Annotated in this window: 15 protein-coding genes; 11 read left to right on the top strand and 4 right to left on the bottom strand. The window is 61.8% G+C overall.

What is annotated here, in order from left to right; genetic code table 11:
- A partial coding sequence (locus R4P64_RS04385; RefSeq protein WP_317819457.1) for an Ig-like domain-containing protein occupies positions 1-727 on the top strand: 727 nt, incomplete at its 5' end.
- A gap of 85 nt (positions 728-812) precedes the next feature.
- On the opposite strand, the gene R4P64_RS04390 is transcribed toward R4P64_RS04385, so the two are convergent.
- Positions 813-2,360: an MBL fold metallo-hydrolase gene (locus tag R4P64_RS04390; RefSeq protein ID WP_317819459.1), complete on the bottom strand. Its 1,548-nt coding sequence runs from the start codon at positions 2,358-2,360 to the stop codon at positions 813-815.
- A gap of 167 nt (positions 2,361-2,527) precedes the next feature.
- Here R4P64_RS04390 and R4P64_RS04395 point away from each other — a divergent pair, with 167 nt between their 5' ends.
- From R4P64_RS04395 to R4P64_RS04410, 4 genes are all read left to right on the top strand, one after another.
- On the top strand, positions 2,528-3,283 hold the full coding sequence (locus R4P64_RS04395; protein ID WP_095888090.1) for a lysophospholipid acyltransferase family protein: 756 nt from the start codon (positions 2,528-2,530) through the stop codon (positions 3,281-3,283).
- Between the two features lie 4 nt (positions 3,284-3,287).
- Entirely contained in the window at positions 3,288-4,022 is a 735-nt protein-coding gene (locus tag R4P64_RS04400) for a lysophospholipid acyltransferase family protein (protein WP_317819461.1), read from the top strand.
- 1,537 nt (positions 4,023-5,559) lie between these two features.
- On the top strand, positions 5,560-6,612 hold the full coding sequence (locus tag R4P64_RS04405; RefSeq protein WP_317819462.1) for a DUF4238 domain-containing protein: 1,053 nt from the start codon (positions 5,560-5,562) through the stop codon (positions 6,610-6,612).
- 782 nt (positions 6,613-7,394) lie between these two features.
- Positions 7,395-8,234, top strand: coding sequence for a Cof-type HAD-IIB family hydrolase (locus R4P64_RS04410; RefSeq protein ID WP_045066324.1), 840 nt, complete (start codon positions 7,395-7,397; stop codon positions 8,232-8,234).
- 33 nt (positions 8,235-8,267) lie between these two features.
- On the opposite strand, the gene R4P64_RS04415 is transcribed toward R4P64_RS04410, so the two are convergent.
- A complete protein-coding gene (locus tag R4P64_RS04415) occupies positions 8,268-10,166 on the bottom strand; it encodes an N-acetylmuramoyl-L-alanine amidase (RefSeq protein WP_317819465.1) in 1,899 nt (632 codons plus the stop codon).
- Between the two features lie 331 nt (positions 10,167-10,497).
- Between R4P64_RS04415 and R4P64_RS04420 the strand changes: the two genes are divergently transcribed.
- On the top strand, positions 10,498-12,051 hold the full coding sequence (locus R4P64_RS04420; RefSeq protein WP_317819466.1) for a SpoIID/LytB domain-containing protein: 1,554 nt from the start codon (positions 10,498-10,500) through the stop codon (positions 12,049-12,051).
- A 96-nt stretch (positions 12,052-12,147) separates the two neighbouring features.
- Here the strand turns inward: R4P64_RS04420 and R4P64_RS04425 are convergent, their stop codons facing one another.
- Positions 12,148-13,641: a PucR family transcriptional regulator gene (locus R4P64_RS04425; RefSeq protein WP_219110606.1), complete on the bottom strand. Its 1,494-nt coding sequence runs from the start codon at positions 13,639-13,641 to the stop codon at positions 12,148-12,150.
- Between the two features lie 155 nt (positions 13,642-13,796).
- On the opposite strand from R4P64_RS04425, the gene R4P64_RS04430 reads away from it, so the two are divergent.
- The 3 genes from R4P64_RS04430 (at position 13,797) to R4P64_RS04440 (ending at position 17,670) form a co-directional block, all read left to right on the top strand.
- Positions 13,797-15,239 carry an amino acid permease gene (locus tag R4P64_RS04430; RefSeq protein WP_092805585.1) on the top strand — a complete coding sequence of 481 codons (1,443 nt, stop codon included), beginning with the start codon at positions 13,797-13,799 and terminating at the stop codon, positions 15,237-15,239.
- 95 nt (positions 15,240-15,334) lie between these two features.
- A complete protein-coding gene (locus R4P64_RS04435; RefSeq protein WP_033235240.1) occupies positions 15,335-16,516 on the top strand; it encodes a thiolase family protein in 1,182 nt (393 codons plus the stop codon).
- 2 nt (positions 16,517-16,518) lie between these two features.
- Positions 16,519-17,670, top strand: coding sequence for an acyl-CoA dehydrogenase family protein (locus R4P64_RS04440; protein WP_033235166.1), 1,152 nt, complete (start codon positions 16,519-16,521; stop codon positions 17,668-17,670).
- Between the two features lie 30 nt (positions 17,671-17,700).
- Here R4P64_RS04440 and R4P64_RS04445 read toward each other — a convergent pair whose 3' ends face one another.
- On the bottom strand, positions 17,701-18,267 hold the full coding sequence (locus tag R4P64_RS04445) for a DUF3558 family protein (protein ID WP_317819468.1): 567 nt from the start codon (positions 18,265-18,267) through the stop codon (positions 17,701-17,703).
- Positions 18,268-18,405: 138 nt separating this feature from the next.
- Here R4P64_RS04445 and glf point away from each other — a divergent pair, with 138 nt between their 5' ends.
- Together glf and R4P64_RS04455 are read left to right on the top strand one after the other, a co-directional pair.
- A complete protein-coding gene (gene glf, locus R4P64_RS04450) occupies positions 18,406-19,620 on the top strand; it encodes a UDP-galactopyranose mutase (protein ID WP_045066334.1) in 1,215 nt (404 codons plus the stop codon).
- The gene (locus tag R4P64_RS04455) at positions 19,617-21,530 is read left to right on the top strand and encodes a glycosyltransferase (protein ID WP_317819469.1); all 1,914 of its coding nucleotides are present in this window, start codon (positions 19,617-19,619) and stop codon (positions 21,528-21,530) included. The genes glf and R4P64_RS04455 overlap by 4 nt, the downstream gene beginning before the upstream one ends.
- The last annotated feature ends 18 nt before the right edge of the window (positions 21,531-21,548 follow it).

A 21,548-nucleotide genomic window follows, 5' to 3' on the forward strand; every position in this document is an offset into this window, starting at 1 on the left:
GTCGGTGACGGCTGATTTCTCGGGTGTGGGTTTTGTGGCGTCGAGTGCGGGTCCGTCGACGGTGACGGTGTCTGATTCAGTGGTGGTCGACACGACTTCGACAACGGTGCTCAGTGTTGCCGGCGAAGCGAAGGTCGGTGTGGAACTGGATCTTTCCGCTGCGATTGCCGGTCAGCCTTCAGGTGATCCGGCTCCGTCAGGCGGCACGGTCACCTTCAAGGTTGACGGTGTCGGGGTTGGTTCGGTTCCTGTAGTCAACGGGTCTGCGACGTTGGCACACACGTTCAACGCCGTCGGCACGGTTACGGTGACTGCGGTGTACAGCGGTTCCGGTACGTTGGCCGGCTCGACGTCGAACGCGGAGACTGTCAATGTGACTGTTGAAGCGTCGACTGATGTGGATACGACGACAACGCTGAATGTTCCGGCATCAGGTGTTGTGGGTAAGAGTGTTCAGTTGAAGGCCAATGTGTCTCCGCTGGACAGCGTCGGCACAGTGCAGTTCTTCGAAGGCAATGTGCCGTTGGGCGCAGCGGTGGACGTGGTCAACGGTGTTGCTGTACTTGATCACACCTTCGCTAGTGCGGGTAGGCATTCGATCACTGCGGTGTTCAGCGGTGGTCTCGGGATGAAGGCGTCGGAATCTGCCGGGTCGACGATCAACGTCACCGAAGCGGAGACGGAAACCGGTGGATCGGGTTCGCTGGGTAACATCTTCGGCTCCTAGAGCCGAAGTGAACATCCTTCACCCGTAACATGAAGTGGGGCTGCAGGTCTGACGACCTGCAGCCCCACGTTTGGCTATGTCGAGACTAGAGCTTGCGGGTGCGCAACTCGTGTCCCTTGGACGTCTTGCAGGCGCCGGTTTCGAGATCCCACTGCCAGCCGTGCAGGTTGCATGTGAGCTTGTTGCCTTCCACCACACCGAATTTGGTGAGGTCGGCCTTCAGGTGCGGGCAACGACGCTGAATCTCGTAACCGCCCAGCTCAATTGACGCGGTGTCGTCGTGGGCTTCGGAGAACCAGCCGTCGGCGTAGGTGATGCGCTCGTCGGTGAGGCACTTGAAGAACGTGTAAAGGAACTCGTTGTACCCGCCCACTCGCCACGCCTGGAAGCGGGTGGAGAGGAAGATGGTGTTGACCCAGTCAGGTTCGTCGTCGCGCAGGACGGTGCGAACCAGCTCGGGTGCGATGCGGAATCCGTAGCGGTACTTGCCTTCACCGTCGATGGGCTCGCGGACGAGGCGCTTCGGGAAGTCGAGGACTAAGGTCTCGTCGCCCATGACAAGTCCGACGGGGTAGCCGATGCCGTCGCAGATGACGTCCGACTGGGCCATGATGGGCTCGAACTTCGCCTTGATCGCCTCGAGGAGCGGTTCACCCTCGGCCGGTGCCCACGATGCCTTTTCGGCAGCGAGGACGGGAGCCATCTTCTGGGCCATGTTCTCGATGTACTCGGCTTTGTTCGAGAAGATCTTGTCGACCTCGGCATCCGGAATCGGATGGGACAGAACAGCTTCACTGCCGTGAATATCCACGACGGAGCCGGGGATCATCAGCAGGCCACCGTTATTGCCGTGGATGCGCATCTGCTCGAGGAACACGATCTGATCGGGGAAGATGTTTCCTTCGTCCTCGTGATCGTCGTTGAGGTCGCGCAGAGCGTCGTCGAGGAAAACCGGCGGGCCGGCCGACGGGACGACCCAGGTAGCGTCGACCTGCTCGATGTAGCTACGGCAGCGATCCATGCCGCGCTGACGCTTCTGCTTGCCGAAGTTGCGCTTGGTGCCCTTCGGGATGTCGTACACCATCGGGTACCAGATGGCGCCCGAGTACTGCAGAAGATGGATGTCGATCTTGCCGAACTGCTCGCCGAGAACATCCATGTCGACGGGACGCGCGTCGTTCATGTTGAAGCAGGTGGTCTCGCCGTCGGAAATCACGATGCCGGAGTCGCCGATCGGGCCGTCGGCCGGGGCGCGCAGGGCAATGATCATGATCTCGAGGTCACCCTTGGGGCCCGAGACGGTGTGCTTGACGGAATCCTCGGTTTCGAAGAACTTGTGGAAACCGAGCTTCTCGAGCTCACGCTTGAGGTCCGGGACCGGGTAGTCCGGCAGCAGGACCGTGGCGTCCTTGTTGACATGCTTGCTCAGGTTCTCGGGATCGAAATGATCCTTGTGAAGGTGCGAGACGTACAGGTAATCGCAATTACCGATGGCGTCCCAATCCAACTCCGAGTTATCCGGGAACGGGAACCACGACGCAAAATACGCGGGGTTGACCCACGGATCGCACAGGATCGAGCCTGCGGCCGTCTGAATGTGGAATCCGGCGTGACCGACGCTGGTGACCTGCACTGGTATGCCTCCTGAAAATGTGCTGAGCGACGGTACCAGGGTAGGCCCTCCGCGCAGCGGGTTCGATCAGGCAACCCCTGGGCATCGCGGATAACCCGACGTCACCACCGGAAACACGCGCCCACGCGGTGGGTCAGATCACGGGTTCACCGCTAGGCTGGGAACCTGTGGACCCCGTATACAGAACAGTCATCGGCATCGCCCGTACCGTCTTCGCGTTCGAAGGCCTGAAGTTCTCGGTTCAGGGCGATCGGAATATCCCCGCAACCGGTGGTGCGGTGATCGCGATCAACCACACCGGATATATGGACTTCACCTACGCGGGTCTTCCGGCGCGCACCCCGAAGCGGTACATCCGGTTCATGGCCAAGAAGGAAGTTTTCGACAACAAGATTTCCGGGCCCATCATGCGAGCCCTCAAGCACATCCCCGTCGATCGTGGTGCCGGCGCTGATTCCTACAAGGCGGCCGTCGATTTCCTCAAGCGCGGTGAACTGGTCGGCGTATATCCGGAAGCCACGATCAGTCGGAGCTTCGAGATCAAGGAATTCAAGTCCGGTGCTGCCCGCATGGCCATCGAGGCCGGTGTTCCCATCGTCCCCGTCGCGATCTGGGGTGCACAGCGAGTGTGGACCAAGGGCTACCCGAAGCGGTTGGGCCGCACCAATACTCCGATCTCCATTGCCGTCGGCGAGCCCATCCAGCCTTTCGAACCGGCCAGTGAGCTGACGGCCAAACTGCGCACGACGATGCAGGAACTGCTGCTCGAAGCTCAGAAGGGTTACCAGCACCCCGCAGGTGAGTACTGGGTACCCGCACGATTGGGTGGAAGTGCGCCCACCCTCGAACAGGCAGACAAGATGGATGCCGAAGAAGCTGAGGCCAAGGCAAAAGCACGCGAGGCCCGCAAGTCGGAAGGCTGAGCCCGTGACCGCCGAACCCGTGTACACGGCAGTCGAGACCACCGCGCGTGTTCTCTGCCGTCTGCAGGGTCTGGCGGTCACCCGAACCGGTACCGAGAATGTTCCGCGTACCGGCGGAGCCGTTATTGCGATCAACCACACGAGCTACCTGGACTTCATCCATGCGGCCCTTGCCGTGCGCGAGTCGAAGCGGAAGCTTCGGGTGATGGCCAAAACCGAATTAGCGAACAACAAGGTTCTCGCGTTCCTCATGCGCGGCTGTGGCGTCATCGAAGTGGATCGCTCGGCGGGCGCCGAAGCCTTCCAGGTCGGCGTCGACGCGTTGCGTCGTGGCGAATTGGTGGGCGTGTATCCGGAGGCGACAATCAGCCGGAGCTTCGAGATCAAGGAATTCAAGTCCGGTGCAGCGCGGATGGCAATCGAAGCGAATGTGCCGATCATTCCCGTGATCGTCTGGGGCGCGCAGCGGTTGGTAACAAAAGGTGGCCCGAAGAACCTGGGCCGCAATCACTTTCCCATCTCCGTAGAGGTTGGTGCGCCAATTGATCCGGTAGAACCGGCGGACGCGCTCACCGAAATCCTGAGAATCGAGATGGACGCCATCTTGCGTCACGTTCAGGATGGGTTTGCGCATGAGTCGGGTGCGTACTGGGTCCCGCGTCGGCTCGGGGGAGGGGCGCCTACCTCAGAGGAAGCTGCTGCGATGGATGTGGCGGAGCGGGCGAAGCGGACGCACTGAGCGAACACCCACGGATCCGTTACGTCCGCACTTCGATTTCACCCGGCGCGGTCACTCCGGATAAGGTCCGACTCTAATTCGGCCATCAGCCCGAGTTGCCGAAGAACATATTGCCCATCGAATCGGTTGGGTCGTAAGACTATTCCGTTAATCGACACTGTGCCGCATTTGGCTCGCCAACTTTTTGACTGCTTCTTTTGACATCTGCACAGGACGAGAAGGGCAGTCGAGTTTGGCCGCGCAGAGACGTCGTAGTCACCGGACCGTGTTGATCTCATTGTTGAGCCTTGGACTGGCGTGATCGCCGCCCCCTTATCCTTGGCTAGAAATGCAACGTGGATCGACCAATCCTGGGCGGCTGTACTCACGCGCGCGTAAAGCCGGTCTTCATTCCATTCGGATTTTCGCCGTTCACGATGTGCTGCACACCGATCGTCCACGAGAAACTATGCAATACCGGATTTTTTCAACGGACAGCGAAATGGACGGACAGCGCTGTAATTGTCCCAGGTGATCGCACACAAGAGCGTGCTTGAGATCGTCCGGTATCACGATGGTCAAAACGCACACCCAACTCCGCAGAAATGATCTGAGCGCGAATCGGTTGCCAGGCTCGTGAGCAATCAGAAACCGCTCGGCTGGGCGTGTGTCGTGGTGCTCCTATCTGAACGGATGAAGGGTTGCGCAGAGATAATGAGCGGATGAGCCTGAGCGCGTGTACTGATGTAGTCGCTGCCGATTGGTTGGTCGGGCAGGATATGCGGTGGTCTCAACTGGCCACGAAGGGTCCTCTCGGTTTTCCTGCATATGCGAGGCTCCGGTTCCTGCCAGATCCCGCTTTCAAGGCCACAAAGACAACGCTGCGTACCCCTCGGACGGCGCCCTCGACGAGACTGAGCAACTCGCAATCGTCCTGGAGGCACTGTCCCGCTATACTCATAATATCCCCCATACAGTCGATTGATGAAATACCGTCAATGCCGTTCGATGTAGTTGCATCATTTTCAATGACTATCGAGCAGGTAAAAGACAATATGAATTGAAATGGGCGCCAGCACAGCCTGTGGTTCTGTGATGCAGAAGAAAAGGAATCATACGACTGGTACGAGACCGCTTTTCATCGAATTAGAGGACAGAGGCCGCGTCTTGAACCTTACGCACTCATTCCCCTTGATGGAGATGCTCAAATGGCGTTTAGTCCGGTGATTCACACCGTTCAGGTAGCCAGGAAGCTCATCCGCGTCAGCGACGAACAGGCCGACGAGTTTATTAGCCGATGGCTCACCTACATTGGAGAGGCTACCAACGGCCAACTGGCTTACCCGCTGATGCTGCCCGAAGGTGAACGAGCTGTGTGGCGTAGAAGTTAGTGCAAGTTAGTACATTGAGGGTGGCCGGAATCGATAGACACGTCCCAAAGCGATGCTGCATTGCTGCATCGTTGGGCAACCCTTTCGGGCGAGATGAAGCTGCCACCAGTGAGCCTGCGAGGTCAGGGCTTCGGTGCTGTGTCGGACCAATCTCTTACGATCTCCCGATGTCCAACATCATCCGGAATCACCACACAGTGCCGCGGTTCTACTTGAACAGATTCGCCGACACTCAAAAGCAGATTGGTGTCGTTGAACTGCCGGGTGCTATCCGTGTTACCCGATCGACGAAGAGCACAACTGTCGCGAGGAACTTCTACAACGTGGAGGGGCTGGATGCACCGGAGGACTTTTTCGAGCGGGAGTTCGGAAAAATTGAGGACACGACAGCCAAGGTTTTCGCCAAGGTGCTGGACAAGAACGTGTGGCCGCTGGAACCCGATGGTCGCAGGGCCATCGCGGTATTCGCCGCGTTGCAGCACCTGCGGGGTCCTAGCCAACGCAACCACCTCGGGCAGCTGAACACTGCGATGACCCGACTGGAAATCGCTACAGCCGGGCGTGAAAACATCCGCCAGTTCGCGAACGATCGATTCGGATTCGTAGATCTCAGGGACGACGAGGTCGAACGGATATGGCAATACGCGGTCAAGCCAGACGCTGTTCCGAGCAAGGTGCCCGCATTGGCTCACATGAGTCAGCTAGCAGATTATCTTCCCAAGAGTGTCAAGTACTTTCAGGGACGTCCTTGGACATTGATTCGATTTGCGCGCAAATCCATCTTTACCTGTGACACACCTGTGAGCCTGATACCGGATCCGCATCGGGAATCTTACGAGGGAGTTGGTCTGATGACGGCTTGGGGAATCACGCTTCCGCTGTCGAGACACGTCGGTCTGCTCATGGCCAGCACGGACCCCGTCATTGATGCCAATATTTCTTTCGACAGGGTTGCGGCAGGTGAATTTGATATTCAGCAGCCGCCGTCAGCGAGCTTCGCGCGTATGTTCAACGACGCGTCCGTACGAAATGCGCGTCGACACATCTTGCACCATCCCGATGATGCGGCGATTGTGCCCCGTCAGCTCCCCGAACCTACTGGGGTGGAAGTCGATACCAGCGGAGTTGAAGACCTGATCGACGCGGTGCAACAAATGGACTTCACACAGACGAATCTCCCTGACCCGATTGACCAGGAAACAGGATTTAGCCAACTTTAGGCAGTGCCCGAAGCTGTCGACGATAAGTCATCGGCTTTATGAGTCATCGAATGCAATTTCGCCCGTTTTCTGCCGTAGCCGTCATCCGAGATTGAGCCTGTCCAGAAATGGCAGTCCCGTTCGCCAGGACCACGGACTATGAACCGATCGAAACGTTCCCGCTCCGGGTCGCCAGGCGCGGGCAATGACAAACACATCACGTCGACTTTTCTGACTGTCCGGAGCTTGAACTCCTGGAAGCGTTAGGTCACCGGGTTCGTCACCTTAGCCACCTAACGCTCCCAGGAATGGCCGACCCGTCGGCTTGGGTTTCCCCCCAACCGGGCACAGCGATTTCCCTCATGTGGATGCCCGAGATTTCTGTTCCCGCTCCGCTCGAGCTCAGGCAACACACAATCGGTCGTTGACACCCAACCGGGGACTTGGGGGCAGGCCGAAACCGAAACAAGCAACCGACGGCCCGACTCTTTGTCGTTTCCTTTATTGATCGTCACGCCGCTGCGATGGGTCCTGCGTATGAACGGATATGGGCTATCTGCGATTCTCGACGATTGAATCCCACGACGTGCCGCCGCTTTCGATAGCTTGCCCACACTCGCGGCAGTGGATTTCGCTGCAGTCAATGATGCGCGAGCGATCTTGTGCCCGACTGCTTTGCGTGCTGCTGGATTCCGCCCGTTTGGCATCCTCCCCCGCCTGGTTGGTGATCGCTACCGATGCATCGATCCTGGCGGGCGCATCCTCGGAGCGAGACCGTCGTACCTCACAGGCACAATGGCGGGGTGAGCCCAGAGCGCCCGACCAACCCAGCCCGTCCAACACTTGTCGCGACAGATGTCGACGGCACCTTGATCAACGAGGACGAGTTGGTCAGTGCTCGCACCCGCGAGGTGATTCATGCCGTCGTGGAATCAGGAACACCTTTCCTGCTGGCAACGGGGCGCCCGCCGCGCTGGATTTCTCCGGTCGTCGAAAGCTTGGGATACGCACCTTTGGCCGTCTGCGCCAACGGCGCTGTTGTCTACGACAGTTACGCAGACCGCGTGCTCAGCGCCGCAACCTTGTCGGTGGAGGCTCTGATCGAACTCTCCGGACTGGCGCTCAGCGTGCTTCCCGGCGCCGGCCTGGCAGCGGAACGAGTGGGGGAGAGCGCCCACGACGCGGCTACCCCACAATTTGTCAGCTCCCCGGATTACGAACACGCGTGGCTCAACCCCGACAACACGGAGATGTCCGAGGACGATGTTCTGGCGGTGCCCGCCGTGAAACTGCTGATCCGTCGGCCCGGAATGACGAGCACCGCAATGTACGACGCCCTGGCCCCGCATGTCGGGTCGCTGGCAGACATGACGTACTCCACGGAGAACGGGCTGATCGAACTCTCGGCTCCCGGCATCACGAAGGCGTCGGGCCTGGTGGCTGCGGCGAATCAGTTCGGGTTCGACCTGTCCGGACTGGTGGCATTCGGCGACATGCCCAACGACATTCCGATGCTCGCGATGGCAGATCTGGGAGTGGCGATGGGCAACGCTCACCCCGAGGCAAAAGCCGCAGCAGACGAGGTTACCGAGACCAATTCACAGCACGGGGTCGCAAAAGTCCTCGAGCGCTGGTGGTCGTAAAACCCACCAGCGCTCGAGGACTTCCCACAGGAGTTATCCCACGGCATTGAGAATCTGTGTGACTACACCGGTGATCTGATTGAAGATCAGGGCGCCGTTCTCGAAGTCGCTACGGAATCCGTCCGGAATCGAGTACTCGTCCGAGATGGGGAGTCCGAGCGACCCCAGATCCGATCCGTAGCTCTGCCATGCCTTGAAGATCTCACCGACCACGGTGTACACGCCCCCGTTGGGGGAGGTGTAGATAGCGCCGTTCTGGAACAACGCTCCCAGATTGCCGAACTTGGCCTGCAGTTCCCCGGTGATCGCCTCACCGAGACGGCCGAGGTCGCCACCTTCGGCGATCCACTTCTGCGCGAGCGGTGAATCGTCCGTCAACTTCAGAACCTGGTTGACCAGGTCCGTCACGGAAGACCCGGTGCCGCCGGCAACGGTGTCAGCCGGAGTGTTGGGCTTCTGCACGGGAGGCGTGACGGGGTTGGCCGGCGCCGTTACTCCGCTAGCCGCATTGGCTGCGATCTGGCGGATTTCACCCATGCGGGCGTACGCGGCATCGCCCGGGCAGGCGGTGCTTCCGACGTCACGGTGAGCGAAGATGATCGGCAAATCGACTGCAGCACCCTGCGGGTACGGCGTGTACGGCGTGCCTTCGGAGTACATCGTGGTGCGGCCCATCGGATTGAGACCGGCCAACTTGAGCCGCCATCCGAGGAACTGACCAACCGAATTCAGCATCGCCGACGACGGCTGAACGGTGGAGTAGTCACCCATCATCGCGATACCGACGGTGTTCTCGTTGAAACCACCGGCATGTGCACCCTGGACGGGCTTGTCCAGACCGCCTGCGCGGCCTTCGAAGATCTGACCGTACTTGTCGACGAGCACGTTGTATCCGACGTCGCACCAGCCCAGGGTCTGTGCGTGGTAGGCGTAGATCGAACGGACGATCCCAGCCGACTCGGCCTTCGTGTAGTTGTTGACACCCGCGGTGTGGTGCACGGTGGCACCGCCGAGGCCGTCGTCGTACGTCGGGCCGTCGCAACGCAGGCCTTCGTCCGCACCCCACTGCGAGCGAGTGATCACTGCGGGACCGCCGGTGGAGAACGGTGCGGCTACTGCCTGCAGATTGTCGTCCGACGGGCTGGTGCCCGGATCGATAAGGACGGCCGTGACCTCGTCAGCGGTGGTCTCGACCTGGCGAAGCGGCTTCGACACCGATGCCGGGGTGTAACCGAGTTCGCCTTCGGGAGCGGGGGCGGCCTCAGTGGTGGGCGCAACCTCTGCCGGTGCCGATGAGGCGGGCGCGGGTGCTGCATCAACTGCCGGTGTGTCCCGCGGCGTCAGAATCTGGATGGCCTTGGTGAGCCCGACGTAGAGGGGCTCGGTGGCGGAGAGAGTATTCGTCGCCTGTTCGGCGTCGATGGCATCGGGGGAGAACCACGGGCCCCAGATGCCGTCCTCGGACAGCGCGCGGATCTTGGACTGCGCCGAGTCGACGGTGTCCGAGGTCAACGCGACCATGCTGAACGGGGCGTCGCGAGTGAGTTGCTTAACCACAGCGCCGGGGAATTCCTCATCCTGAACAGGCGTTTCCGTCGGCGCAGCCGGATCAGCCGGTGCCGGCAGAAGCTCCGTCGGAATCGTGATTCCGGGAGGCAGCGCGATGTCGGTGGGGATCAGTGCCTTGAGATCGCCGAGGTTGATGTCGGGCAGATCGAGCCCCGTCAGTTCCTTGAGCGGAATGACGATGTCGGGAACCGACGCGAGCAGAACCTGCGAGATCTGGGTGGGCACCGCCACGGACGACGTCTCGTTTGCCGAGCGGACGTCAGGCGTGTCGTTGGTGAGGCCGTATACCGCAAAAGGACTTGCGACAGCCAGTGCGGCTACGGCCCCAAGTACGAATGAGGGCTTCGGTCGACGGTGTGGCAAGGGATGACTCCTCGGTTGTAGTTACTTACGAGCGAATTTCAGGGCCGGTAACGGCCTCGAACAGAATCGGCCGGAACCGGATCCGAGCAGGTCGGAGGCCATGTTGCGCGGATCAACTCCATCTTTCGGTCGCATATGTCTGCAACTCGTGATGCGGATGTGACTCGTGTGACTGGTGTTGCTAAGTCCAGGCACTCTTGCCACACTAGTCACAAGAGTCCATAACGCTCAACCTTAGGGTGAGACTTTAGCCAAATCGTTGTGGACTGGACCACGTGCGGAGAACCGACTTCGCAACCCCGTGAGTCCGGTGGCGATGAGGAGAGCGTTGATGGCGAAGAGCGAGCGAAGCGGAACCGCAGGTAAAAAGCCTGTTAGACGCCGTTTCCTGGTGAGTGGACCCGGTCGACGCCGTTCCGTGATGCGTATCTCCGTGCTGGGATTGATTCCCGCTCTGGCGCTCGGAATTGCCGTCGGAGGTATCGGAACTCTTTACCAGGACGAGCCGTCGGTTATGCCCGTCGTGTCCGCCGACACCCAATTCACTCTCTCCGGCCATGGCAACGGCCACGGCCGCGGAATGGGGCAATGGGGCGCTTACGGCTACGCCAAAAACCAGGGTTGGTCCGGCGAGCGAATTCTCAGCCACTACTACGGGGGCACTGTTCTCGACTCCATGCCGCCCGCTCAGATGAGCGTTCGGCTGACGGCCCGCGACGACGAAACACTCGACGTGTACTCCGCCGCCGGCATGGTCGTGAACGGGCAGCGCACCGCGCCCGGTGAAGCCGCCCACCTGACCGCACTTCCCGGAGGTGGCGCCAGCGTTGTCGTCACCAGCGGCTGCGGCGGCGGTGTCGTCTGGGAAGCGGTCACAAACCATCCGTGGGTGGATCCGGTAGATCTGTCCCCGGACCGGCCCGCCGACCAGTTCTTGACGATGTGCGACGACAACGCCCCGTATCGCGGCGCACTTGGTGTTGTGCTCGACAACGGCGCGGCGCGGACGGTCAACCTGCTCGACATGGAGGACTACCTACTCGGAGTGGTGCCGGTAGAGGCGAAGGCCGATTGGGCCGATTCCGGTGGGGCAGAAGCACTGCGGGCTCAAGCCGTCGCCGCGCGGTCGTATGCCGCAGTCGAGCATCGCAGCTCTTACGCCGACACGTGCGACACGCAGGACTGCCAGGTCTACGGCGGCGCGGGCAAGGAAGATCCACGAACCACCGAGGCCGTGCGCAGTACCACCGGCGCAGTTCTCTCACGCGACGGTGACATCGTGGCAACCGAATTCTCCTCGTCTACAGGCGGTTACAGCTCAGGTGGAGCATTCCCGGCTGTGGCAGACGAAGGTGACACCATCTCGCCCAATCATGACTGGACGCAGATGTTTTCCGCCGGCGAGATCGCGGAGGCCTTCGGGGTCGGCGAATTGACGTCGCTGAAAGTTCTCTCCCGAAACGGCCTCGGCGTCGACGGCGGCCGCGTCACGGCTCTCGAAGTTGTCGGAACAAAGGCAACCGTCGGTGTCACCGGAATGCAGGCGAGGATGAAATTGGGGCTGAAATCCGACTGGTTCACTATCGGTGACGGCGCTGGTGTGGTAGAGAGTCCGGTATCGGAAACTGTAGCGCCAGAACTAAATTCGCAAATTACTGATTCGTCCGGTACGGTTGTCGAGACGCAGATCGAGGCAAAGTATCGAGAGTTCGGTGGCGCCACCGGCACCCTCGGCGCTCCGGTCGGCCCGGAGATGCAATTGCCCTCCGAGGCAGGCACCTTCCGCGTCTTCGAAAATGGAACCATCATCTGGACCGAGATTTTGGGTGCGCAGGTAGTTGATGCCAACGTGCTCCGCGAGTGGATACCGACGGATATGAGCTAGGGGAAGATCGGTCGATATTTACCTCGCACAAAAACGATTCTGTCGGGCCTCGCCGCAATCCGGTGCAGGCCCGACAGGTCGTTTACGGCCCGGAGATCAGATGGTGGGCGCGTCGCCGAGCAGTCGATATTCGAGCCACAGTTCGGCCCGTTCGGTAGGGGAGCTGAGATCGAGTTGGAGCAGGCTCTCGATGCGAGCGAGCCTGCTGCGCAACGTATGTCGGTGAATGTTCAGTGCAGTGGCCGCAGCGTCTCCCACTCCGTTGTGAGCCAGCCACATGGCCAAGGTCCGGTAGAGGTCGCTGCCACCCTTTGCTTCGAGGAGTGGTCGAAGATGGGCCGCCGCAAAAGCCGTCGACCGATCAGGGTCGAGAAATGCCGACAATCCACTTTCGGAGAGTTCCGCAAAACGCATCGACGGCAGGTTACGGGCACTGGCCTCGGCTGCTGCCTGCGCGGCCTGCCTTCTGGCCCGCGAGAGATCGTCCCACCACAGCATGTCCGACACTCCGACGGTTACGTCGATGCCTTTGATACGACCGAGGATTCGTTCGCTGTCCGTGGCCGAGACGACGGCGATGAGCGCGCCGTCGGTGATGCCGAATGCCAGATCGCGACTCAGGCCGTCGAGCAATGAGACGGACACGCTCTCGAGTAGGCCGACGGGGCCCGCGACGTGGAAGACCTGAAAGGGTTCAATCGGAAATCCGCCCCATAGCTCTCCGGAGATGTTGCGCGCGAGCGTATTCTGGCCCTCGAAGAGCTGATGCATCGCCACCGTGCGTAAGTGATTCATCGTCAGTTGCGCATCTCGGGTGCGGGCCGTCATCAACGTGAGAAGGGAAGCGGCGGTGATCACGATGCCCTGATTCAGTGACCCGACGGCGCCGGGGCAGCCGGCGACGAGGTATCCCATCAGCTTTCCCCGCGACGTTGTCAGGGGATGGGAGATGACGTCCTCGTTCTCGCTCGTGACAAAGCTGACCTCCATCGGGCGGGCCTCACGCTCGGGGGCGGTGCGCTCGATTCCCGCGGCTGCGGCGGTGTGCGATATCTCGACGGTGTGGCCCGCCGAGTCCAGCAGTGCCGCCCATCCGCCGATCAACTCCGCGACCCGGCGCACAACTGCTCGGGTCCCGTTGACCGTCACAGCGGCTTGGAGGAGCCGTCGCACGCTCTGATAGTTGTTGCGCAGGGCTTTCATATCGTCCTCGGACTGCGCCCGGGACACCGCTTTTGTCAGTGCGATGAACGGCGTTCGCAGCGGGACGTCGAGAAGAGGCACGTTGAAACGTGTGGCCGCATCCACGAGAGCCTGCGGTACTTCCTCGTATCCGAGGCCGGTTCCGAAACCGATTCCGGCAATTCCGACGCCCACCAGGGTCCGCACGAATCGGGTTGTTCCCGCCGCCGTCATGGGTAGTGACACCCCGGTGATGAGGAGTAATTCGCCGCCGTCGAGGAAGGGCGTCGGGTCGGGCAGTTCGGAGACATGTGCCCAGGTCAGGGTGCGGTCGAGCTGATCTTGCCCGGCCAGTACTCGCAGGCCGAACTGTTCGGTCGCGCAGAGCTGGCGCAGGGTGATGGGCATGGGTCCAGTCTGGCACCTTGTTCGCGCCACTATGTAGTGCCTGCGGTCACGTTTGTACAAAGTGGAGCCTGTCGCGAGGGGGTTCGAGGTCCGACACTGGCGCTAGCCAAAAAGCGCCACCAAAATCCCACCGGAGAATCCCACAAGGAGTTTCGATGTCCAGTACGGACCAACCCGCGCTTCAGCACACGCTGAAGAAGCGGCACCTGTCGATGATCGCGATCGCAGGCGTCATCGGGGCCGGACTGTTTGTCGGCTCCGGCGTGGCGATCCAGGAAACGGGCCCCGGCGTCCTGATTTCCTACGCACTTGCCGGCGTCGTCGTCATCCTCGTGATGCGCATGCTCGGTGAGATGTCGGCAGCGTCCCCGGAAACCGGGTCGTTCTCCTCGTACGCAGACAAGGCCATCGGCCGCTGGGCCGGCTTCTCCATCGGCTGGCTGTACGCGTGGTTCTGGATCATCGTCCTCGGAATCGAAGCCACCGCAGGCGCTCTCATCATGAACCGATGGGTACCGGGTGTTCCGCAATGGACCTGGGCACTGATTCTGATGATCGTGCTGACCTTGACCAACATCATCTCGGTCAAGTCGTTCGGTGAGTTCGAGTTCTGGTTCGCGTCCATCAAAGTTGTTGCCATCATCGCGTTCCTCGGCATGGGTGTCGTCGCGATCTGTGGATGGATGCCAGGCGTCGAAGCGCCAGGCATGACCAACCTGACCGGCCACGGCGGATTCCTGCCCAACGGCACGGGAGCCATGCTCGCCGCAGTCCTTGTGGTGGTGTTCTCGTTCTTCGGAGCCGAAATCGCCACCATTGCCGCCGGTGAATCGGCCAACCCGCTGGAAGCTGTTCGTGCAGCCGTCAAATCCGTCGTGTGGCGAATCCTCATCTTCTACATCGGCTCGATCGCCGTTGTCGTCACCCTGCTGCCGTGGGACAGCGCGTCTGTCGCGCTCAGCCCGTACGTCGCAGTCATGGACTCGTACGGCATCCCGGCCGCGGGCAACATCATGGACGTCGTTGTTCTCACCTCCGTCCTGTCCTGCCTGAACTCCGGTCTGTACACCGCAAGCCGCATGATCTTCTCCCTCGCCGGACGCGGCGACGCCCCGAAGTCGCTCTCCCGCATCGAGAAGACCGGCGTCCCGATGCGCGCCGTGCTGGTCTCGACCATCGTCGGATTCCTGACGGTTGGCATGAACTACCTGTCCCCGGACAAGGTGTTCCTGTTCCTCGTGAACTCCTCCGGTGCGATCGCGCTCTTCGTGTGGCTCGTTATCTCCGTGTCCCAGTTGCGAACTCGTCGCAAGCTCGAAGCGTCGGGCCAGGAACTGGAACTGAAGATGTGGCTCTTCCCGTACCTCACCTACGCCACCATTGCCGCGATCATCGCGCTCTGCATCGGCATGGTCGTCCTCGACTCGACCCGTAGCCAGATGTTCGTGTCCCTGGGTCTTGCGGCGATCCTCGTGGGCATCGGGCTCTACCGCTACCGCAACGACGACAAGACGGACGACAACAAGACCGGGGCCGCCCCGGCAGAGGTAACCCCAACGGTGGAAACGACAACAGCGGCAGTCACTACAAAGGCCTGACGCCTACGTCCCCATCTGCGCGATACTTAGATGTCCTAGTATCGGCCACGGACCGAGAATTTCGAGCGCCGTGCGCACAGCAGATGGGGACAATCATGACCACACCCGAACCGATCGTCATCGTCGACGGGGCTCGCACCCCGGTCGGTAGCTTCGGTGGCGTCTTCAAGGACGTCCCCGCCCACGAGCTCGGCGCCACGGCTGCCAAGGCCGCGCTGACCCGCGCCGGCGTTGCACCCGAGGACATCGACGAGGTTGTCATGGGCTGCATCGGCCAGGTCGGTCCAGACGCCTACAACGCGCGCCGCGTCGGCATCGCAGCCGGACTGCCCGAGAACGTTCCCGCCTACACCGTCAACCGCCTGTGTGGCAGCGGTCTGCAGGCAATCTGGTCGGCAGCAATGCAGATGCGCTGGGGCGCCGCCGCCATCACGCTCGCCGGCGGCGACGAGAGCATGTCCCGCATGCCGTTCTACGATTTCTCCGCCCGCGCCGGCTTCAAGTTGGGCGATCACGGCCTCGTCGACGGCACCGTCGCGATGCTCACCGACCCCTTCAGCAACGCCCACATGGGCCGCACCGCCGAAGCTGTCGCCCGTAAGTACGGCGTCAGCCGCGAGCAGCAGGACGAGTTTGCCGTCGAATCGCAGCGACGCGCAGCTACCGACGCTGCAAAGGCCGCTTTCGCCGAGGAGATCACCGCGGTCGAAACCGGTGGCCGTCGCTCCGTCACCATCACCGAGGACGAGCACCCCAAGCCCGGCACCACGATGGAAACCCTCGCGAAGCTGCGCCCCGCATTCGAAGAGGGTGGCTCCGTCACCGCCGGTAACGCGTCGGGCATCAACGACGGCGCCGCAGCCCTCGTTCTCGCGACGGGCACCGAGGCAGCCAAGCGCGGCCTGACCGGTCTGGTCACCCTCGAAGCCGTCACGACGGCAGCCATGGAGCCCGGCCTGATGGGCTACGCTCCCGTGCTCGCCCTCGAAAAGCTCTTTGCACAAACAGGTTTGAAGCCGTCCGACATCGGCACCGCCGAGGTGAACGAGGCATTTGCTTCGCAGGCCATCGCCGTCATCCGCGACGCCGGCCTCGACCCGGAGAAGACCAACCCGTACGGCGGCGCCATCGCGCTCGGCCACCCCGTCGGCGCAACCGGAGCGATCCTGACTCTGCGCGCAGCTCGCGACATGGTCCGCCGCGACCTCGAATTCGGCATCGTCACCATGTGCATCGGCGGCGGCCAGGCCCTCGCAGCTCTGCTCAAGCGAGTCTGATCATGGGAACCAAGCGCAAGCCGTCGTGGTACGACGACGAGATCACCGCAGTCGCAGAACTGGCCCGCGGATTTTTCGATCGTGAGCTGATCGCCAAGCGTGAGCAGTGGGACGCTCAGCATCGCGTCGACCGTTCCGTGTGGCTCGAAGCCGGCAAGCTCGGCCTGCTGTGCTGCTCCATTCCCGAGGAATACGGCGGGGGCGGCGGAACCTTCGCGCACGACCTCGCTGTCTTCGAGGCGCAGGGGTACTGCGGCGACTACGCGCTTGGTAACTCCGTCCACAGCGGCATCGTCGCGCACTACGTGCTCGAGTACGGCAACGAAGAGCAGAAGCAGGCGTGGCTGCCGGGCATGGCGACGGGCGAAATCCTCGGCGCCATCGGAATGACCGAGCCGGGAACAGGTTCCGACCTCAAGGCCATCACGACGTCGGCGATCCGCGACGGTGACCACTACGTAGTGAACGGGTCGAAGACGTTCATCACCAACGGTGGCAGCGCCGACATGATCGTGCTCGCCGTCAAGACGGACCCCAAGGCCGGCGCCAAGGGTGTCTCGCTCTTGATCGTGGATCTGCGCGACTGCGAAGGCTTTGCCGTGGGCCGCGTGCTCGACAAGGTCGGCCAGCACGGAGCCGACACGTCCGAGCTCTCGTTCACGGACGTCCGCGTTCCCGTCTCGAATCTCCTGGGCGAGTCCGAAGGCCTCGGCTTCGGTCAGCTGATGGCGCAGTTGGTGCAGGAGCGTCTCATCATCGGCGCTCAGGCCATCGGCACTATCGAGCGGGCCGTCGAAGAGACCGTCGCGTACACCAAGGCGCGTCAAGCGTTCGGACACAGCCTCTTCGAGTTCCAGAACACAGCATTCGAACTTGCTGAATGTCAGACCATCGCCCGCACCTGCCGCGTATTCCTCGACAATTGCATCGAGGATCACCTCAACGGTGAGCTCGACGGCGCCGACGCCGCGATGGTCAAGTACTGGCTCACCGAGCAGCAGTGTGCCGTCGTAGATCGTTGTGTTCAGCTCTACGGCGGCTACGGCTACATGCGCGAATACCCGATCGCGCGCATGTACGAAGACTCCCGCGTGCAGAAGATCTACGCCGGCGCCAACGAAGTGATGAAGGGAATCATCGCAAAGAGTCTGTAGACGCCAGCTCTCGAGGACGTCCTGGCCATCTCACTCCAGGGCGTCTTCGATAGCGGTGGCGGCAGAACGGACGCGAGAACACATGCTGGCGCGACTGATGTAGGTGTCGTCTTCCCTGATGACCACCATGCTGTTGTCCATCATGTCCAGGACGATCACGCAGCCGGGTTCGAACTCCTCCTCGGATTGGGTGAGAACAAATGCCTGATGTGTGCCGATGGTGATTTCTTTGCTGTCGGCTGAGACTTCCTGCGCAAGACGCGCTGCAAATGGGGCGGCAACAACGTCGTAGCTCGCGATTCGCAACTCGAAATCCGGGCCACGCCACGCGCAGTCGTCCAGCAGCGTGGTAGCCGATTCCATCGACCGCTCAGCGGTGGACTTGTCGACGTTCAACTCCGTCGCGACGTCGTCGGGAATGTCGCACAAACCGTCGTCGACTGCTGGTTCGGGGGACGGTGTGGTGCTGGTAGGGGACTGTTCGAGCGTGGCCGTTGCCGCCTGCGCCCGCGCAGTCCCTTCGACGCTGCGACCACAACCGGTCACCACCGAGATCAGAACGGTCGCCAGCATCAGCGCTCCGGCTATGCGTGTCATGTCGGGCCCCACCTCCCGCTGCCCACCCGGGCAGCCCACGTGCTTGGACGCATCGGACCGGGGTATCGGTTCCACAGCGGGTGTGATCACGACTGCTAATACGCCCCCGGTAGATCAGGTCCGATACCCTGGTTCATCGTGACCGCTGCAAATTCAGAGACCGCCCTTGCTCAGTACGACCTCATCGTCGTCGGTTCGGGATTCTTCGGGCTGACCATCGCCGAGCGCGCCGCCACCCAGTTGGGTAAGCGAGTGCTGGTTCTGGATCGCCGTCACCACCTGGGTGGCAATGCCTACTCCGAGCCAGAGCCGGAGACAGGCATCGAGATCCACAAGTACGGAGCGCATCTGTTCCACACTTCCAACAAGAAGGTCTGGGACTACGTCACCCAGTTCACGGAATTCACGAACTACCAGCATCGCGTCTTTGCGCTGCACAAGGGCCAGGCGTACCAGTTCCCCATGGGGCTTGGCCTCGTCTCGCAGTTCTTCGGCCGGTACTTCACGCCGGAAGAGGCACGCGCGCTCATCGCGGAACAGTCCAGCGAGATCGACGCGAAGGACGCCTCCAACCTCGAGGAGAAGGCGATCTCGCTGATCGGCCGCCCTCTGTACGAAGCCTTTGTGCGTGACTACACCGCCAAGCAGTGGCAGACCGATCCCACGGAGCTGCCCGCGGCCAACATCAGCCGCCTGCCGGTCCGCTACAACTTCGACAACCGCTACTTCAACGACACGTACGAGGGCCTGCCCGTCGGCGGCTACACCGCGTGGCTCGAGAACATGGTCACGGACCCCAAGATCGAGGTCCGTCTCGACACCGACTACTTCGACGTCCGGGACGAGCTGCGCAGCGCCAACCCCGACGCACCCGTCATCTACACCGGCCCGCTCGACCGCTACTTCGACTACTCCGAAGGTGAGCTGGGCTGGCGGACCCTCGACTTCGAGACCGAAGTTCTGCCCGTCGGCGACTTCCAGGGCACCCCGGTCATGAACTACAACGACGCGGACGTCCCGTTCACCCGCATCCACGAGTTCCGCCACTTCCACCCGGAACGCGAGTACCCGGCCGACAAGACCGTCATCATGCGCGAGTTCTCACGCTTCGCCGAGTCGACCGACGAGCCGTACTACCCGATCAACACGCCGGAGGATCGCGCCAAGCTCGCCGCGTACCGCAGCCGCGCCAAGGCGGAAACCGCTGACAACAAGGTGCTGTTCGGTGGCCGCCTGGGCACCTACCAGTACCTCGACATGCACATGGCCATCGCCAGTGCGCTGACGATGTTCGAGAACACCCTGCGTCCGCATCTGGAATCGGGTGCGGAATTGGCAGGGGAGAGCGAATGAACGCACGTCATCTACTCGAGGGTGAAAACGCCGACGTGGGGGACGAGGTGAGTTACCTCGGTAAGTCGCTTCTCCAGCGGATCATCCTGCCGCGCGCCGGTGAACCACTCGACGTTCGTACGCTCTACTTGGAAGAGTCCTGGTCCAACAGCCGGCGGGCGCACTCGACTTCGCGCACGTCGGTAGCACTCGGCGCCGAGACCGAGGTCTCGTTTGCCACCTACTTCAACGCTTTCCCCGCCAGCTACTGGCGACGCTGGTCCATCCTGAAATCGGTGGTCCTGCGTCTGGAACTGTCCGGCCACGGCCGCGTCGACATCTACCGTTCCAAGGCAGATTCCTCGCGAATTCACGTGGAGGGCAAGGAATTCCACGACGGCGACGCCGGTCTCGAGTTCGAGGTCGAATTGGCGCCGTTCGAGGACGGTGGGTGGATCTGGTTCGACATCACCACCGATTCGGCCGTGGTTGTCGAGAGTGGCGGCTGGTACGCCCCCGTCGAGGCTCCCGGCGAAGCGACTGTCGCCGTGGGTATTCCGACGTTCAACCGACCGACAGACGCTGTGAAGGCACTTGCCGCGCTGGCATCCGATCCGCTGGTGTCCGACGTGATCAAGGCAGTCATCATGCCGGATCAGGGCACCCGCAAGGTGCGCGACGAACCCGGATTCACCGAAGCCGCTGCAGCGCTTGGTGATCGGCTCACCATTCACGATCAGGGCAACCTCGGCGGCTCCGGCGGATACAGCCGAATCATGTACGAGGCACTCAAGAACACGTCGTGCCAGCACATCCTGTTCATGGACGACGACATCGAGATCGAACCCGACTCGATCCTGCGCGCCCTGTCCTTCTCTAGGTTCGCGAAATCGCCGATGCTGGTGGGCGGCCAGATGCTCAACCTGCAGGAACGCAGCCACCTCCACGTGATGGGTGAAGTGGTCAACCGCGGCATCTTCATGTGGACCGCAGCGCCGAACGTCGAATACGACCACGACTTCTCGAAGAAGCCGCTGCGCGAATCGAAGCTCCTGCACCGCCGCATCGACGTCGACTTCAACGGCTGGTGGATGTGCATGATCCCGCGCCAGGTCGCCGAAGAAATCAAGCAGCCACTACCGCTCTTCATCAAGTGGGACGACTGCGAATACGGTTTGCGCGCAAAGAAAGCCGGCTACCCGACCGTCACACTTCCGGGTGCCGCGATCTGGCACATGGCGTGGAGCGACAAGGACGACGCCATCGACTGGCAGGCGTACTTCCACCTCCGCAACCGTCTCGTCGTTGCCGCACTGCACATGCCGGGCAACGGACGCGGCCTCGTGGTCAACACGGTGAAGGCAACGCTCAAGCACCTGCTGTGCCTCGAGTACTCCACCGTCGCAATCCAGAACAAGGCCATCGCCGACTTCCTCGCCGGCCCCGAGCACGTCGCGAACATGCTGCCGACCGCACTCGGTGAGGTACACGCCCAGCGCAAGGAATTCTCCGACGCCGTCGTACTGCCGTCGTCGACGGAACTGCCACTGCCGTCGGGTGCCGACGTCGGAGACGTGAGCTTGCCGCTCACCACCGTCGCGAAGGTGACCCGAGTCCTTCGGGCCGCCGTTCACAACGTGAAGCCGGCCAAGGCCGAACACCTCGAGCGACCCCAGCTCAACGTGCCGACCATCGACGCCCGCTGGTTCCTGCTCTCGCAGGTGGACGGCGTCACCGTCACCACCGCCGACGGCCGCGGAGTCGTCTACCGCAAGCGCAACCCCAAGCAGGCACTCGAACTGCTCAAGGAAGCCACCCGGTTGCGCCGCGAACTCGCCGCCAGGTTCCCCGAACTGAAGAAGCAGTACCAGGATGCCGTTCCTTCACTGACCAGCACGGAAAGGTGGGAACGTGTCTTCGGTATCTCCTGAGGCTGTATCTCCCGAGGC

This window comes from Rhodococcus sp. IEGM 1366, assembly GCF_033142425.1.
GTDB lineage: Bacteria > Actinomycetota > Actinomycetes > Mycobacteriales > Mycobacteriaceae > Rhodococcus_F > Rhodococcus_F globerula.

Bases quoted from the DNA above. Each gene is read 5' to 3' on its own strand.
- R4P64_RS04425 (WP_219110606.1), bottom strand. From the start codon at position 13,641: ATGCCCATCACCCTGCGCCAGCTCTGCGCGACCGAACAGTTCGGCCTG.
- R4P64_RS04440 (WP_033235166.1), top strand. From the start codon at position 16,519: ATGGGAACCAAGCGCAAGCCGTCGTGGTACGACGACGAGATCACCGCA.
- R4P64_RS04430 (WP_092805585.1), top strand. From the start codon at position 13,797: ATGTCCAGTACGGACCAACCCGCGCTTCAGCACACGCTGAAGAAGCGG.
- R4P64_RS04455 (WP_317819469.1), top strand. From the start codon at position 19,617: ATGAACGCACGTCATCTACTCGAGGGTGAAAACGCCGACGTGGGGGAC.
- R4P64_RS04405 (WP_317819462.1), top strand. From the start codon at position 5,560: ATGTCCAACATCATCCGGAATCACCACACAGTGCCGCGGTTCTACTTG.
- R4P64_RS04445 (WP_317819468.1), bottom strand. From the start codon at position 18,267: ATGACACGCATAGCCGGAGCGCTGATGCTGGCGACCGTTCTGATCTCG.
- R4P64_RS04435 (WP_033235240.1), top strand. From the start codon at position 15,335: ATGACCACACCCGAACCGATCGTCATCGTCGACGGGGCTCGCACCCCG.
- R4P64_RS04420 (WP_317819466.1), top strand. From the start codon at position 10,498: ATGGCGAAGAGCGAGCGAAGCGGAACCGCAGGTAAAAAGCCTGTTAGA.